We start from the raw sequence: 14,255 nt of genomic DNA on the forward strand, positions 1-14,255 counted from the left end.
AACGCGTCCTTTGCAACGAATTTGGACGCGCCGCGACCCGTCCATTGTCGTGGATTCATCCTGAAATGCTGCGATACGCTTCCGCGATACCGAGGAAATCGGCGGCTTTCAGACTGGCGCCGCCAACCAGCGCGCCATCGACATTCCGGACGCCAAGCAACTCCACGGCATTCGACGGCTTGACCGAGCCGCCATAAAGAATGCGTATCCTGGCAGCGGCGGCGCCGAGTTTTTCCGACAGCCTTTCGCGGATATGCGCATGCGCTTCGGCAACGTCGGCCGCCGTTGGCGTCAGGCCGGTGCCGATCGCCCATACCGGCTCATAAGCAATGACGGTGTTGGATGGCGTGGCGCTTGGCGGCACCGAGCCGGCGACCTGGCGCGACAGCACCTCCAGCGCGGCTCCGGCCTCGCGCTCCTGCCGCGTCTCGCCGATGCAAACGATCGCCACGAGCCCGGCACGCCATGCCGCGGCGGCCTTGGCCTGGACAGTCGCATCGTCTTCGCCGCATTGCTCGCGGCGTTCGGAATGGCCGACGATGACATGGCTCGCGCCCGCGTCCTTCAGCATCTCCGCCGAGATGCAGCCGGTGTAGGCGCCGCTTTCCTTGGGGTGGCAATCCTCACCACCGGCATGGACCGGCGTGCGCGACAGAATCTCCGCGGCATGGGAAAGCAGCGTCGCGGGAACGCAGACCAGTGCCTCGGTTTCCGCGTCGAGCCCGCTCATGAACCCATTGCCGATCATCCTGAGTTCGTTCAGCGAGGCGCTGGTGCCGTTCATTTTCCAGTTGCCGGCGACGAGCGGGCGAATTCCTGGTGTCATGGTCTGCTTCTCCGGGGCGATATCGGGCTCTGGCCCTCACTACCAAAATCAAGCCACAAAGCAATCGACAGTGGGCCGGAAGGGCGCTATTGCGCTTGTTTCAGACTCGGCGCATCCGAAAATGCGCATAAATCGGAAGTAACCATGCTTGGTACATTGAGAAGCGCGGCGGGTACCTGGGTCGCGAAGTCACTGCTTTCGCTGCTGGTGGTGAGTTTCGCCGCCTGGGGCATCTCCGGGCGGCTGATGGGCGGCTTTGCGGGCCACGATTCGGTGATAACGGCGGGTGGCACCAAGGTGTCGATCAACGAATATCGCCTTGCCTATGATCGCCAGCTTGCCGTCATGTCGCAGCAGTTCGGTCAGCGCCTCACCCATGAACAGGCAAAGGCGCTTGGCATCGACAACACGGTGCTGTCGCAGCTCGTTTCCGGTGCCGTTCTCGACGAACAGGCGCGCAAGCTGGGTCTGGGCCTGTCCAAGGACAGGCTGGCCGAGCTGACGCGCGAAGACCCTGCGTTCAAGGGCCCGAGCGGCCAGTTCGACAGGAGGACGTTCGAGTACCTGCTGCGCGAGGTCGGGATGCGGCCCGAGGACTATCTGAAGAACCGCGCCCAGGTCGCGGTGCGTCAGCAGATCGTCGAAGCGGTCTCGGACGGCCTCAAGGCGCCGGACACTTTCCTCAAGGCGGTGGCACTCTACCGCGGCGAGGATCGCACCGTCGACTATCTGACATTGCCGAAGACGCTCGTCCAACCGATCGAGACGCCGAGCGATAGCGTGCTTCAGGCCTATTTCGAGGCCAACAAGAAAACCTACGCCGCACCTGAGTATCGCAAGTTCTCCTATGTCCGCCTCGAGCCTGTGGACATCATGGATACGACCGCCGTCACCGACCAGCAGGTCAACGACGACTACAACAAGAACAAGGCGCGCTACACCACGCCCGAGATGCGCACCATCGAGCAGCTTGTGTTCAAGACGCCGGACGCTGCCAAGGCGGCGCTCGATTCGCTCAAGTCAGGCGCCACTTTTGAAAAACTGGTGACCGCCGAAGGCAAGACTCCCGCCGACACGCTGCTTGGCACACTCGCCAAGGACAAGATCGCCGACAAGGCGGTTGCCGATGCCGCCTTCGCGCTCAACGCCAACGAAGTCAGCCAGGTCGTCCAGGGTGCCTTCGGTCCAGTGCTGTTGCGCGTCACCGAGATCAAGCCCGAGGTGGTCAAGCCACTGGCCGAAGTGTCGGACCAGATTCGCAAGGACCTGGCGCTGGGTGAGGCAAGCCGCATCCTTTTGGATGTGCACGACAACTATGAAGACACCCGCGCGTCCGGCACTTCGCTGGCGGCTGCGGCCGCAAAGCTGAAACTGAAGGATGTCACCATCGACGCCATCGATCGCAATGGCCTCAGGCCGGATGGCTCCATCGTCAAGGACTTGCCGGAATCGCCGGCATTGATCAAGGCGGTCTTTGACGCGGAACCCAACACCGAAAACGAAGCGCTGACCACGGCGGATAACGGCTTCGTCTTCTATGAGGTTGGTTCGATCACGCCGGCTCGCGACCGCACATTGGATGAGGTCCGCCAGAAGGTCGTCGCCGACTGGACGGCGGCGGAGACGACCAAGCGGCTCGCCGCCAAGGCGGATGAACTCGAAAAGCGGCTCAAGGCCGGCGCGACGCTCGACGTGATCGCCGGTGACCTCAAGCTGGAAAAGCAGACCAAGCGCGGCCTGAAGCGCGAAGCCGACGATGCCGATTTCGGCAAGGAGGGCGCTGCCGTCATGTTCGGCGTCGGCGAAGGCGGCACCGGATTGATCCCCTCGCCCACCGGCGATGGACAGATCCTGTTCAAGGTCGCCGAAGTATTCGAACCCGCCGGGGCCGATGCCAGTTCGGTGCCGGAGGATGCGCAAAAATCTTTCACCTCCGGCATGTCGGACGATCTGCTCGACCAGTTGGTGGCGCAGCTGCAGACGCAGTACGGCGTCCGCGTCGACCAGGCCGCCGTTGCCCAAGCCTCGACAAGATGAGCGCGCTGAAAACCCATATCGCCAAGGTCGCAGCCGGCACCGCGCTTTCCTTCGAGGAAGCGCGTGAGGCCTTCGACATCATCATGTCGGGCGACGCGACCCCCGGGCAGATCGGCGGCTTCCTGATGGCGCTGCGCGTGCGCGGTGAAACGGTGAGCGAAATCTCGGGCGCTGTCGCCACGATGCGCGCCAAGATGCTCCGCGTCGAGGCCCCCGCCGGCGCGATCGATATCGTCGGCACCGGCGGCGACAATTCCCACAGCGTCAACATTTCAACGGGCTCGGCGTTCGTCATCGCCGCCAGCGGCGTTCCCGTCGCCAAGCACGGCAATCGCGGCCTGTCGTCGCTGACCGGCGCGGCCGATGTCCTGATCGCGCTCGGGGTCAAGATCGATCTCTCGCCCGAGTTCATCGGCCGCTGCATCCATGAAGCGGGCGTCGGCTTCATGTTCGCGCCCGCGCACCATCCGGCGATGAAGCATGTCGGCCCGACCCGCGTCGAGCTTGGCACCCGCACCATTTTCAACCTGCTCGGCCCGCTTTCCAATCCGGCTGGCGTCAAGCGCCAGATGGTCGGCGTATTCCTGCCGGAATGGATCATGCCGGTGGCCGAGACGCTGAAGGCGCTGGGCACCGAGCATGCCTGGGTGGCGCATGGCGATGGCTATGACGAGATCACCACAACCGGCGAGACCCAGGTCGCCGAACTGGTTGGCGGCGAGATCCGCAGCTTCACGCTGACCCCGGAAGAGGTTGGGCTGAAGCGCCATACCAAGGACGAGCTGCGCGGCGGTGATGCCGCCTACAATGCCAAGGCTTTGCGCGATATGCTGGGCGGCGCTGCCGGTGCCTACCGTGACACCGTGTTGATGAATGCCGGCGCCGGACTGGTGATCGCCGGCAAGGCGACGACGCTTGGCGACGGCATCGCGATGGCCGCGCAGGCCATCGACAGCGGCCGGGCGCTGCAGGTACTCGACCATCTGGTTGAAATTTCGAACGGGTGAACCGTGTCTGACATTTTGCGCAAGATCGAGGCCTACAAGCGCGAGGAGATCGCCGCCGCCAAGGCGCGTGTGCCGCTGGCCGAGATCAAGGCGCGGGCGAAGGATACGGATGCGCCACGCGGCTTCCTTGCGGCTGTCGAGGCGAAGCGCGGATCGGGCGGCTTCGCGCTGATCGCCGAAATCAAGAAAGCGAGCCCCTCCAAAGGGCTGATCCGTGCCGATTTCGATCCACCGGCGTTGGCAAAGGCTTATGAGAGGGGTGGTGCCGCCTGTCTTTCGGTGTTGACCGATGCGCCATCCTTCCAGGGTGCGCCGGAATTCCTCACCAAGGCAAGGGCAGCCGTCGCCCTGCCCGTGCTGCGCAAGGATTTCCTGTTCGATCCCTATCAGGTCTTTGAGGCTCGCGCCTGGGGCGCTGATGCCATCTTGATCATCATGGCCAGCGTCGACGATGTCCTGGCGAGCGAGCTTGAGACGACGGCGTTCGGACTCGGCATGGATGCGCTGATCGAGGTGCATGACGAGGCCGAGACGGAGCGCGCGGTAAAGCTGTCTTCGCGGCTGATCGGTATCAACAACCGCAATCTGAGAACATTCGAAACCAGCCTAGAAACCTCGGAGCGGCTGGCCGGGATGGTGCCCGCCGATCGCCTGCTGGTCAGCGAGAGCGGGATCTTCACCCATGACGATTGCCTCAGGATGCAGAAGACCGGCATCGGCACCTTCCTCGTCGGTGAGAGCCTGATGCGCCAACAGGACGTCACCGCGGCGACGCGCCTGCTGCTGACGGGCAAGGCGCCGGCCGAGGCCATCTGACGATGACATCGGCCCTCACCCATCTCGGCGCGCAGGGCGAGGCCAACATGGTCGATGTCGGCGGCAAGGACGAGACGACGCGCACGGCGATCGCCGAGGGTTTCGTCTCGATGCAGCCCGAAACGCTGAAGACCATCCTCGCTGGCAACGCCAAGAAAGGCGATGTGCTCGGCACCGCGCGCATCGCCGGCATCATGGCGGCGAAAAAGACACATGAGCTGATCCCGCTCTGCCATCCGCTGCTGTTGACCAAGGTTTCCGTGGACATCGAGCCGGACCACGCGCTGCCAGGCCTGAAAGTCACCGCATTGGCGCGCGTCACCGGCAAGACCGGCGTCGAGATGGAAGCATTGACCGCCGCGTCGGTTGCCTGCCTGACCATCTACGACATGGCCAAGGCGGTGGATCGCGCGATGGTCATCTCCGGCATCCGGCTCGTCGAAAAGACCGGCGGCAAGTCCGGCGACTACAAGGCAGGTGCCTGATGGCGCTGGTTCCGGTGGTGGAGGCGCTCGAACGCCTGCTGGACGGCGCGGTGCCGCTGGCCGGCGAAAGCGTTCCTCTTATCGAGGCGGTCGATCGTGTGCTGGCGGAACCGGTCGTGGCACTTCGCACCCAGCCGCCCTTCAACGCTTCGGCAATGGATGGCTATGCCGTCCATGCCGCGGATGTAGCCTCGGTGCCATCGAAACTCTCGGTGATCGGCATGGCGCCGGCCGGACGTGGCTTTGACGGCACGGTCGGCCATGCGCAGGCCGTGCGCATCTTCACCGGGGCGCCGCTGCCTGACGGCGCTGACACCATCGTCATCCAGGAGAATGTCCGGGCTATTGGCGGCGGCAATATCGAAGTGATCGAGCCTACCGCCGAGTGGCGTAACATCCGCCGCATCGGCCTCGACTTTTCCAAGGGCGACGTCCTGCTGGAAAAGGGACGGGTATTGGATCCGGCGGCCCTTTCCCTGGCAGCATCGGCCAATCATCCCCGGGTGAGCGTGGTGAAACGGCCGCTGGTCGCCATCATCGCCACCGGAGACGAGTTGTTGGCGCCCGGCAGCGAGCTGGGGCCGGACCAGATCATCTCGTCCAACGCTTATGGCGTCGCCGCCACCGCTCAGTCTGTCGGCGCCCGCGCACTTGATCTCGGCATTGCCGCCGACCGCCACGACGCGATCGCCGCGCTTGTCAGGAAGGCGGTCGCGGCCGGCGCGGATGTCATCGTCACCCTTGGTGGCGCGTCGGTTGGCGACCACGACCTTATCCACGACGTGTTGACGGGCGAAGGCATGACGCTCGGCTTCTGGAAGATCGCCATGCGTCCCGGCAAGCCGCTGATGTTCGGGCGCCTCGGCGATATCAGGTGCATTGGCCTGCCCGGCAACCCGGTGGCAAGCCTGGTCTGCTCGCAATTGTTCCTGAAGCCGCTTCTGGCAAGGCTCGGCGGCCGCGATCATCGTCAGGACATCCGCCCTGCGCGGCTGGGCGCCGCAATGACGGCCAATGATCTGCGCCAGGACTATGTGCGGGCGGTGGTTAAAGAGGACGATGGCGGACTGGTGGCGACGCCGTTCGGCATCCAGGATTCCTCGATGCTGAGGATGCTTGCTGACGCCAACGGGCTGATCGTGCGCGCCCCGTTTGCCCCGGCATCGGCTGTGGGAGATTTGTGCAGCGTGCTGATGCTGCGCTGAAGAGCCGCCACATAAGCCGCTGATAAGCGGATAAAAAATGATCTCGGCTATTGCGAGATCAAGGCCCGCGTCAGCGGATGCGCCGGATCGGCGAGGCCATCGACAATATCGTAATGATGCCGGTCGGGTTCGACCACGGCGCTTGTGGTGGCGCCAAGCCCGGTCCAGATGTTGGCCAGTAGCGCGTTCTGGCGCAGGAACTCGGAACGCTCGCCGCCGCCGGCCCAGCAGGTGATGCGGGCGCCGTCCATGGGACGCAGCAGTGCCGGGCTCTCGGCCAAGGCTTCGGCCTCGTCGATTGCCAAAGCCGCGTTCATGCCGGTGCGCATCAGCGGCCGCAAATCATGGAGGCCCGAAATCGAAACGACATGACGTACGCGCCTTGCCACGTCACCAGCCAGAGGCGTGGTTGTGGTCACCATGCGGCTGGCGAGATGCCCGCCGGCCGAATGTCCGGACAGCATCAGGGGCCCCTCGACCATCGCCGCCGCCTTGCCGATCGCCGCACCGATTTCGCCGACGATGCCGGCGATGCGCATGTCGGGGCACAACGTATAGGACGGCATCGCCACGGCGAAGCCGCTGCCGACCGCGCCCTTGGCGAGGTGCGACCAGGTGCTCTTGTCGGACTCCAGCCAGTAACCTCCATGGATGAACACGACGAGCCCCTTGGGAACGGCTTCGGGAAGGAAAAGATCGAACCGATTGCGCGGTCGGTCGCCATAGGCGATGTCGAACCTTGCGCGGCCTTGCGCCGACATCGCGTCACGAAACGCTCGCGCAGGTTCCGCCCAGGCGGCCGGCCAGCGATCGCTGCCGGCAATGTTCGCGCCATTGGCGTAGGCATTGTCCCAATCGGCAATACGATGGTCGAGCATCGGAACCCTCCCCTGAAGCGGCATCATTTCAGTGCTAGCAATGGCCGCCACCATGCCATGCGTCAATGCTCCAGGGCAAAAACATTTTAGGCTTGAAACAAATTTCGACTGGTGCGATCCTGTCTGTAGGAACAGCGACAATGGGAGGTCCGCTGTGCCGTTCAAACCTGTGGATGTCGACCGTTCCGGTGGCTTCGACGACCAGGTGTAGCCGGCTGCACGAAGCCTCCACCGAAAGACGGGAACTTGAGATCCACCACCTCGGTCGGATGCCTCGCGCACCGGCCAGGCAGCAAACAGGATAGCGGCGAGATGCTTGGGCCTTCAGCGCATATCGATACGTTCACGCGCGATCATCTGCCGCCGCCGGATCAATGGCCGGACTTCCTGCTCGATGGCTTCGACTATCCCGAATACCTCAACGCCGGCGTCGAATTGACCGACAGGCTGGTCGAAAGAGGTCTCGGCGACCACACCGCGCTGATTGGCAATGGCCGCCGCCGCACCTACAAGGAATTGTCCGACTGGACGAACAGGCTCGCCCATGCGCTGGTCGAGAATTACGGCGTCAAGCCGGGCAACCGGGTGCTGATCCGCTCCGCCAACAACCCCGCAATGGTCGCCTGCTGGCTGGCGGCCACCAAGGTCGGCGCCGTGGTCGTCAACACCATGCCGATGCTGCGCGCCGGCGAACTCTCCAAGATCGTTGACAAGGCGGAGATCACCATCGCGCTTTGCGACACCAGGCTGATGGACGAGATGACCGCCTCCGCCAAGGACAGCACGTTCCTGAAACAGGTCATCGGCTTCGACGGCACCGCCAACCATGATGCCGAACTCGATCGCGCCGCCCTCGACAAGCCTGTCACCTTCACCGCTATCAACACCGGCCGCGACGACGTCGCGCTGCTTGGTTTCACCTCGGGCACGACAGGCGTGCCCAAGGCAACGATGCATTTCCACCGCGACCTCCTGATCATCGCCGACGCCTATGCCCGCGAGATTCTTCAGGTGACGCCGGACGATATCTTCGTCGGCTCGCCGCCGCTCGCCTTCACCTTCGGCCTTGGCGGGCTCGCCATCTTTCCCCTGCGCTTCGGTGCCGCGGCGACGCTGCTGGAACAGGCGACGCCGCCCAACATGATCCACATCATCGAGACCTACAAAGCGACCATTTCCTTCACCGCGCCGACCGCCTATCGCGCAATGCTGAAGGCCATGGATGAAGGCGCCGACCTGTCATCGCTGCGCGTCGCCGTTTCGGCCGGCGAGACATTGCCGGCTCCGGTCTTCGAAGAGTGGACGAAAAAAACCGGCAAGCCGATCCTCGATGGCATCGGTGCCACCGAAATGCTGCACATCTTCATCTCCAACCGCTTTGACGACATGAAGCCTGCCTCGACCGGCAAGCCGGTGGGCGGCTACGAAGCGCGCATCGTCGACAACGAGATGCGCGACGTGCCGCGTGGCGAACCCGGACGGCTGGCGGTGCGCGGACCGACCGGCTGCCGCTACATGGCCGATGACAGGCAGAAGGACTATGTTCGCGACGGCTGGAACCTGACCGGCGACACCTTCACCCAGGATGAGGACGGCTTTTTCCACTTCGCCGCGCGCTCCGACGACATGATCGTCAGCGCCGGCTACAACATCGCCGGGCCCGAGGTCGAGGCGGCGCTGCTGGCGCATCCCGATGTCGCCGAATGCGCGGTCATCGGCGCCGAGGATCCAGAACGCGGCCAGATCGTCGAGGCGCATGTCGTGCTGGTGCAAGGCGTGGCGTCCGATGCATTGACCGTCAAGCGCCTGCAGGACCACGTCAAGGCCACCATCGCCCCCTACAAATATCCGCGCTCGGTGAAATTCATCGCCGCCCTGCCCAAGACCCAGACCGGCAAGATCCAACGCTTCCGGTTGCGCATGGAGAAAATCAATTGAGCGAGCCCTACGATCCGGCGTCCGAAGGCGCACAGATGTCGTTCAAGGAGCGCATGTCCTACAGCGACTATCTGCATCTGGAAAAAGTGCTCGACGCGCAGGCGCCGCTGTCGTCGGCGCATGACGAGATGCTGTTCATCATCCAGCACCAGACCTCGGAACTCTGGATGAAGCTCGCGCTGCACGAGATCGGTGCCGCGATCCGCTCCATCCGCGCCGACCGGCTTGAGCCGAGCTTCAAGATGCTGTCGCGCGTCGCGCGCATTTTCGAGCAGTTGAACAATGCCTGGGACGTGCTGCGCACGATGACGCCCAGCGAATACACCGAGTTCCGCGACGCGCTCGGCCAATCCTCGGGCTTCCAGTCCTGGCAATACCGCGCCATCGAGTTCATGGCCGGCAACCGCAACCTCGCAATGCTCGGCCCGCACAAACACCGGCCGGACCTCAGCCAAAAGCTGGAGGCGATCCTGGCCGAGCCATCACTCTACGACGAAGCGCTGCTGCTTCTGGCGCGCAACGGGTTCGACATCGGTGCCGATGCCAGACGTACGAATTGGCGCGAAACCCGCACAGCGAACGAAGAAGTCCTGGTCGCCTGGCAGACCGTCTACCGTGATCCGCAGCGCTACTGGATGTTCTATGAGCTGGCCGAGAAACTGGTGGATTTCGAGGACTACTTCCGCCGCTGGCGCTTCAACCACGTCACCACGGTCGAACGTATCATCGGCATGAAACGCGGCACCGGCGGCACGTCAGGCGCCTCCTATCTCAAGAAGATGCTCGAGGTCGTCCTGTTTCCGGAACTCTGGACGGTTCGCACCCGGCTCTGACGAGCGCCTTTGCTTCGTAAATGTCGTCGCCCGCCGAACGCTTTCGGGCAACAGCCACTCAAGTCACGGCTGTCTTGACCGCGAAGCGCGCTTCTTGCCAGGCGCCGGTGCGCAGGATGTCTTCCAGCACCTCGACCGCCTGCCAGACGTCCATGTAGCCGACATAGAGCGGCGTGAAGCCGAAGCGGATCGTCGACGGTGCGCGGAAATCGCCGATCACGCCGCGCTCGATCAAGGCTCGCATCACCTGATAGCCATGCGGATGGATGAACGATACCTGGCTGCCGCGCGCATTGCCGTCTCGCGGGCTTTCGAGCTCAAGGCCGTAGGCGCCGCATCTGGTCTCGACGAGCTGGATGAACAGGTCGGTCAGCGCAATGCTCTTTTTGCGCACCACCGCCATGTCGACGTCGTCCCAAAGATCCAGTGCCCCCTTCAGCGCCCGCATCGAAAGCACAGGCTGCGTGCCGCACAGGAACCGGCGGATGCCGCTGCCTGCCGCATAGCCCTGTTCGAAGGCGAAGGGCCTCGCATGCCCCCACCAGCCGCTCAGCGGCTGATGGACGTCACTGTGATGACGTTTTGCGGCGTAGATGAAGGCCGGCGCGCCCGGACCGCCATTGAGATATTTGTAGGTACAGCCGATGGCGAAATCAGCATTGGTGGCATCGAGTTCGACCGGCAAGGCCCCGGCTGTATGGCAGAGATCCCAGACGATCAGCGCGCCGGCCTGATGGGCCTTGCGCGTCAGCACGGCCATGTCACGCAACTGCCCGGATTTGTAATTGACGTGGTTGACCAGGATGACGGCGACGCGTTCGTCGATCAGGTCCTCGATATCAGGCGCGTCGACCCCTTCGAGCCGCAGCACCGTACCCGGCCGTGTCGATGCGACACCTTCGGCCATATAGAGGTCGGTTGGGAAACTGTCGCCTTCGGCGACGATGACCGACCGGTCCGGCCGCATGCCAAGCGCGGCATGCAGCACCTTGTAGATGTTGATCGAGGTCGTATCGCAGACCACAGTCTGGCCGGCCGCGGCGCCGATCAGGCGTCCGAGCTGGTCGCCAAGGGCGACCGGCATTTCGAACCAGCCGGCGGTGTTCCAGGCACGGATCAGATCCTGCGCCCATTCCTGGGTTGCGGCCTTCTGCAGCTCGTTGAAGACGGCGGGGGCCGCCGCGCCGAGTGAATTGCCGTCGAGATAGATAACCCCGTGCGGCAAAATGAACCGGTCGCGCATGGCACGCAGCGGATCCGCCGCATCCATGGCTTCGACTGCTGCGAGATCGAGCGTTGCACGCATGATTTCAGACATTCCCTTGTTTGTTCACGCTCTAATTTATTCACGAATGGCTTCGCGAGCCGGCGCGGGTCCCCGGCTGCGCTTGAGGCTGGGCAAGGCCAGCATGGCGAGCACGAATAGGCCGGTGGCAAGCTTCAGGTCAGGTGGCGGCATGCCGGCGGCGAGGCAGAACGACACCAGCTGGTAGTAGATGATCGCGCCGGCGAAAGGCGCCAGCAGCTGACGCCAGACCGTCTGCTTGCCGACAACCGCCTCGCCGATCATCAGCGCGGCAAGCCCGTTGATGAGAATCCCCAGTCCCATATTGACGTCGGCAAATCCCTGCGACTGCACCATCAGCGCGCCGCTTGACGCCGAAAACGCGCTCGCCAGCCCGACACCGCCTATGGTCGCCGCCCAGACATTGATGCCTTGAGCTTCGGCCATGTCGGGATTGGCGCCGACGGCGCGCACCGCGGTCCCCTTCTCGGTCCTGAAGAACATGTAGAGCACCGTAGAGACGAGGAGCGCGAGCAGGCCGGCGACAACGATCTTGCTGGCCGGAAAACCCGGCCGGGCGAACGGCACCCAGTCGAACACAGTGGGCGAGCCGAAAACGGAGAGATTGGACTTGCCCATGATGCGCAGGTTGATGCTGTAGAGCATCGTCATCATCAGGATACCCGCAAGAAGCGTGTGGATGCGGAAGCGCAGATGGATGAAGGCGGTACAGCAACCCGCCACAAAGCCCGCTGCGACGGCGACCACGATGGCTGTCAGCGGTGATGCACCGGCTGCCAGAAGCACGCCACAGACGCAGCCGCCCAGCGGAAAGGCGCCCTCGCTGGTGAGATCGGGAAAATTCAGCATGCGAAACGGGATCATGATCCCGAGCACGACAAAGGCCAGGATCAGGCTCTGCGCCAGTGTAACCGGGATGATCGCGACGAAGCTCGTCAGAACTTCCTGGATAAAGCTCATGGTGATCAGCTCGCCAGCAACATGCGATCGGTCTTGACGGAAAAATGGCCGATCAGATCTGCAACCGTGACCGCCGATTTCTCCTCGCCGGTGACTTCCAGCCGGACCCGGCCCGCGTCGAGCATGATCACCCGGCTGCCATAGTCCACGGCGTGTTGCATATTGTGGGTCACCATCAGGGTGGTCAGCTTCAGCGCATTGACGGCGCGCACCGTCGCCTTCATGACAATGTCAGCCGTGCGCGGGTCGAGCGCTGCCGTGTGCTCGTCGAGCAGCAGCAAGTCCGGCGATCCGCCAACCGCCATGATCAGCGACAGAGACTGCCGCTGCCCGCCCGAAAGCAGGTCGACGCGGGTGTCGAGGCGATTTTCAAGACCAAGGCCCAGTATGGACAGGCGCTCCTTGTAGGACGCGCACCGCGCGGCGTTCAGCCCTTGCCGCAAGGTGCGTTTGTGGCTGCGCAGATCGGCCAGCAGCATATTCTCCGCTACGGTCATGCTGGCGGCGGTGCCACGCATCGGATCCTGGAAGACGCGCGCCAATTTGGTGGCGCGCTTGTACACCGGCATGTCAGTCACATCGGTGCCATTGATCAGGATCCTGCCGGAATCGAGGATGAGAGATCCGGAAATGGCATTGAGCATGCTGCTCTTGCCGGCCCCATTGGAGCCGATGACGATACCGAACTCGCCCGTGGCCAGCGACAGGTTGAGACCGTCCAGCGCGACCTTCTCGTCGGCCTGGCCCTTGTAGAACACTTTGCGCGCGGATCGGATCTCGAGCATCGTTCCTCCCACAACTGAAGGGTGACGGCGCCGACGCCGTCACCGCTGCAGCCCAACGTCAGTCGACGATGCAGCCGCAATCGGCCATCGAAGCGGGTATCTCGATGCCGAACGCGGCCATCGCCTTGCGGGAGATCGTTGCCATGTGGTCCTTGTAAGCCGGGCGGGACGGCGCGATCGTCTTCGGATCCTTGCCCTTAAGGATTTCGGCGGCGATGTTGCCGGCATTGACGCCAACCTGCGTGTAGTTGACCGCGAAGCTTGCCGGTACGGTGCCGTTGCGGACCGCGCTGTCATCGGAGTTGACGACCGGGATACCGGCCTGGCGGGCGGCTGCGGAGACAGCGGCGATCGCCGGCTGGATCAGGTTCGAAGCCGGGCCGTAGATCACGTCGGCCTTGCCGGCGAGCGAAGCGATGCGTTGCTGGATGTCATTGACGTTGTCGATGCCGACCTCCACGACCTCGAAGCCGGCCGCGGGTGCCGCCGCCTTGATCTTTTCGATCAGGGCAACGTCATTGGCCTCGCCTGGATTGTAGGGCACGCCAAAGCGCTTGGCGTTCGGCAGCAGCTTCTTGGTGAAGGCCATCACCGCGGCGACATCCTGCAGATCGCTGGCGCCGGTCATGCCTTCGTCTCCGGAGTCCCATGACGGCACCAGCTTGGCCGCGACCGGATCGGTGACCGCGGCAAAGACGATCGGAATGCCGGACCCTGCGAGCGCCTTCTTGGCGATCTGCGAGACCGGCGTGGTGATGGTGTAGATCAGCTTGGGCTGCTCCGCCTGCAGCTTGGCGATCATCTGCGGCACCAGCGATGCATCGAAATTGGTGTGGCTCTCGGTGTAGACGACGTCCTTGCCCTCGACGAAGCCATTGTCCGCCAGCGCTTTCTTGAAGCCGGCTATGGCCGCATTCAACTGCGGATGCTCTCCGAAATTGGCTATGCCGATACGAATCTGATCTGCCGCGGCGCTGCCGGCGCTGACCATCAAGGCGCCAGCCAGGGCCAATCCTGACAGCCATTTCGACTTCAACATCATTTCCTCCCAGATTTGATTAGCGCCGCTTATGGACGGCGCGTCAGGCGATCATGGTCAGTCCGCCGGTCCATGTCAAACATTATATATAATTCTTGCCATGCATCGCCATGATATATAATTTTCCAAGCCCGACGATG

13 protein-coding genes are annotated in these 14,255 nt (G+C 63.5%); 7 read left to right on the forward strand and 6 right to left on the reverse strand.

Annotation, left to right across the window (positions count from 1 at the left end; translation table 11 throughout):
• Window positions 1-55 precede the first annotated feature (55 nt).
• A complete protein-coding gene (gene tpiA, locus FJ958_RS03750; protein ID WP_140739592.1) occupies window positions 56-826 on the reverse strand; it encodes a triose-phosphate isomerase in 771 nt (256 codons plus the stop codon).
• 144 nt (window positions 827-970) lie between these two features.
• Here tpiA and FJ958_RS03755 point away from each other — a divergent pair, with 144 nt between their 5' ends.
• From FJ958_RS03755 to glp, 5 genes are read left to right on the forward strand one after another with little or no spacing between them, the layout of a single operon-like run.
• Window positions 971-2,863 carry a SurA N-terminal domain-containing protein gene (locus FJ958_RS03755; protein ID WP_140739595.1) on the forward strand — a complete coding sequence of 631 codons (1,893 nt, stop codon included), beginning with the start codon at window positions 971-973 and terminating at the stop codon, window positions 2,861-2,863.
• Window positions 2,860-3,870, forward strand: a complete 1,011-nt coding sequence (trpD, locus tag FJ958_RS03760) for an anthranilate phosphoribosyltransferase (RefSeq protein ID WP_140739598.1) — start codon at window positions 2,860-2,862, stop codon at window positions 3,868-3,870. Before FJ958_RS03755 ends, trpD begins: the two co-directional genes overlap by 4 nt.
• A 3-nt stretch (window positions 3,871-3,873) precedes the next feature.
• Window positions 3,874-4,686 carry an indole-3-glycerol phosphate synthase TrpC gene (trpC, locus tag FJ958_RS03765; protein ID WP_140739601.1) on the forward strand — a complete coding sequence of 271 codons (813 nt, stop codon included), beginning with the start codon at window positions 3,874-3,876 and terminating at the stop codon, window positions 4,684-4,686.
• A 2-nt stretch (window positions 4,687-4,688) separates the two neighbouring features.
• Window positions 4,689-5,171 (forward strand): cyclic pyranopterin monophosphate synthase MoaC, encoded by a 483-nt coding sequence (moaC, locus tag FJ958_RS03770; RefSeq protein WP_140739604.1) that lies wholly within the window; start codon window positions 4,689-4,691, stop codon window positions 5,169-5,171.
• Window positions 5,171-6,376, forward strand: a complete 1,206-nt coding sequence (gene glp, locus FJ958_RS03775; RefSeq protein WP_140739607.1) for a gephyrin-like molybdotransferase Glp — start codon at window positions 5,171-5,173, stop codon at window positions 6,374-6,376. Before moaC ends, glp begins: the two co-directional genes overlap by 1 nt.
• Before the next feature lie 47 nt (window positions 6,377-6,423).
• On the opposite strand, the gene FJ958_RS03780 is transcribed toward glp, so the two are convergent.
• A complete protein-coding gene (locus tag FJ958_RS03780; protein ID WP_140739610.1) occupies window positions 6,424-7,254 on the reverse strand; it encodes an alpha/beta hydrolase in 831 nt (276 codons plus the stop codon).
• 312 nt (window positions 7,255-7,566) lie between these two features.
• On the opposite strand from FJ958_RS03780, the gene FJ958_RS03785 reads away from it, so the two are divergent.
• Window positions 7,567-9,192, forward strand: coding sequence for an AMP-binding protein (locus FJ958_RS03785; RefSeq protein ID WP_140739613.1), 1,626 nt, complete (start codon window positions 7,567-7,569; stop codon window positions 9,190-9,192).
• A complete protein-coding gene (gene kynA, locus FJ958_RS03790) occupies window positions 9,189-10,025 on the forward strand; it encodes a tryptophan 2,3-dioxygenase (protein WP_140739616.1) in 837 nt (278 codons plus the stop codon). The genes FJ958_RS03785 and kynA overlap by 4 nt, the downstream gene beginning before the upstream one ends.
• 58 nt (window positions 10,026-10,083) lie before the next feature.
• Here kynA and kynU read toward each other — a convergent pair whose 3' ends face one another.
• The 4 genes from kynU to FJ958_RS03810 are packed head-to-tail and all read right to left on the reverse strand — an operon-like array spanning window position 10,084 to window position 14,115.
• On the reverse strand, window positions 10,084-11,331 hold the full coding sequence (kynU, locus tag FJ958_RS03795) for a kynureninase (protein ID WP_140739619.1): 1,248 nt from the start codon (window positions 11,329-11,331) through the stop codon (window positions 10,084-10,086).
• 36 nt (window positions 11,332-11,367) lie between these two features.
• On the reverse strand, window positions 11,368-12,291 hold the full coding sequence (locus FJ958_RS03800) for an ABC transporter permease (protein WP_140739622.1): 924 nt from the start codon (window positions 12,289-12,291) through the stop codon (window positions 11,368-11,370).
• A 5-nt stretch (window positions 12,292-12,296) separates the two neighbouring features.
• Window positions 12,297-13,076 carry an ABC transporter ATP-binding protein gene (locus FJ958_RS03805; protein WP_140739625.1) on the reverse strand — a complete coding sequence of 260 codons (780 nt, stop codon included), beginning with the start codon at window positions 13,074-13,076 and terminating at the stop codon, window positions 12,297-12,299.
• A gap of 58 nt (window positions 13,077-13,134) precedes the next feature.
• On the reverse strand, window positions 13,135-14,115 hold the full coding sequence (locus FJ958_RS03810; RefSeq protein WP_140739628.1) for an ABC transporter substrate-binding protein: 981 nt from the start codon (window positions 14,113-14,115) through the stop codon (window positions 13,135-13,137).
• Window positions 14,116-14,255: the final 140 nt, after the last annotated feature.

Source organism: Mesorhizobium sp. B2-3-5, from assembly GCF_006442395.1.
GTDB lineage: Bacteria > Pseudomonadota > Alphaproteobacteria > Rhizobiales > Rhizobiaceae > Mesorhizobium.

What these genes read in the sequence shown, in the direction of transcription:
- FJ958_RS03805 (WP_140739625.1), bottom strand. Translation starts at nt 13,076, where the DNA reads ATGCTCGAGATCCGATCCGCGCGCAAAGTGTTCTACAAGGGCCAGGCC.
- FJ958_RS03810 (WP_140739628.1), bottom strand. Translation starts at nt 14,115, where the DNA reads ATGTTGAAGTCGAAATGGCTGTCAGGATTGGCCCTGGCTGGCGCCTTG.
- tpiA (WP_140739592.1), bottom strand. Translation starts at nt 826, where the DNA reads ATGACACCAGGAATTCGCCCGCTCGTCGCCGGCAACTGGAAAATGAAC.
- glp (WP_140739607.1), top strand. Translation starts at nt 5,171, where the DNA reads ATGGCGCTGGTTCCGGTGGTGGAGGCGCTCGAACGCCTGCTGGACGGC.
- kynU (WP_140739619.1), bottom strand. Translation starts at nt 11,331, where the DNA reads ATGCGTGCAACGCTCGATCTCGCAGCAGTCGAAGCCATGGATGCGGCG.
- FJ958_RS03755 (WP_140739595.1), top strand. Translation starts at nt 971, where the DNA reads ATGCTTGGTACATTGAGAAGCGCGGCGGGTACCTGGGTCGCGAAGTCA.
- FJ958_RS03800 (WP_140739622.1), bottom strand. Translation starts at nt 12,291, where the DNA reads ATGAGCTTTATCCAGGAAGTTCTGACGAGCTTCGTCGCGATCATCCCG.
- moaC (WP_140739604.1), top strand. Translation starts at nt 4,689, where the DNA reads ATGACATCGGCCCTCACCCATCTCGGCGCGCAGGGCGAGGCCAACATG.
- FJ958_RS03785 (WP_140739613.1), top strand. Translation starts at nt 7,567, where the DNA reads ATGCTTGGGCCTTCAGCGCATATCGATACGTTCACGCGCGATCATCTG.
- trpD (WP_140739598.1), top strand. Translation starts at nt 2,860, where the DNA reads ATGAGCGCGCTGAAAACCCATATCGCCAAGGTCGCAGCCGGCACCGCG.
- FJ958_RS03780 (WP_140739610.1), bottom strand. Translation starts at nt 7,254, where the DNA reads ATGCTCGACCATCGTATTGCCGATTGGGACAATGCCTACGCCAATGGC.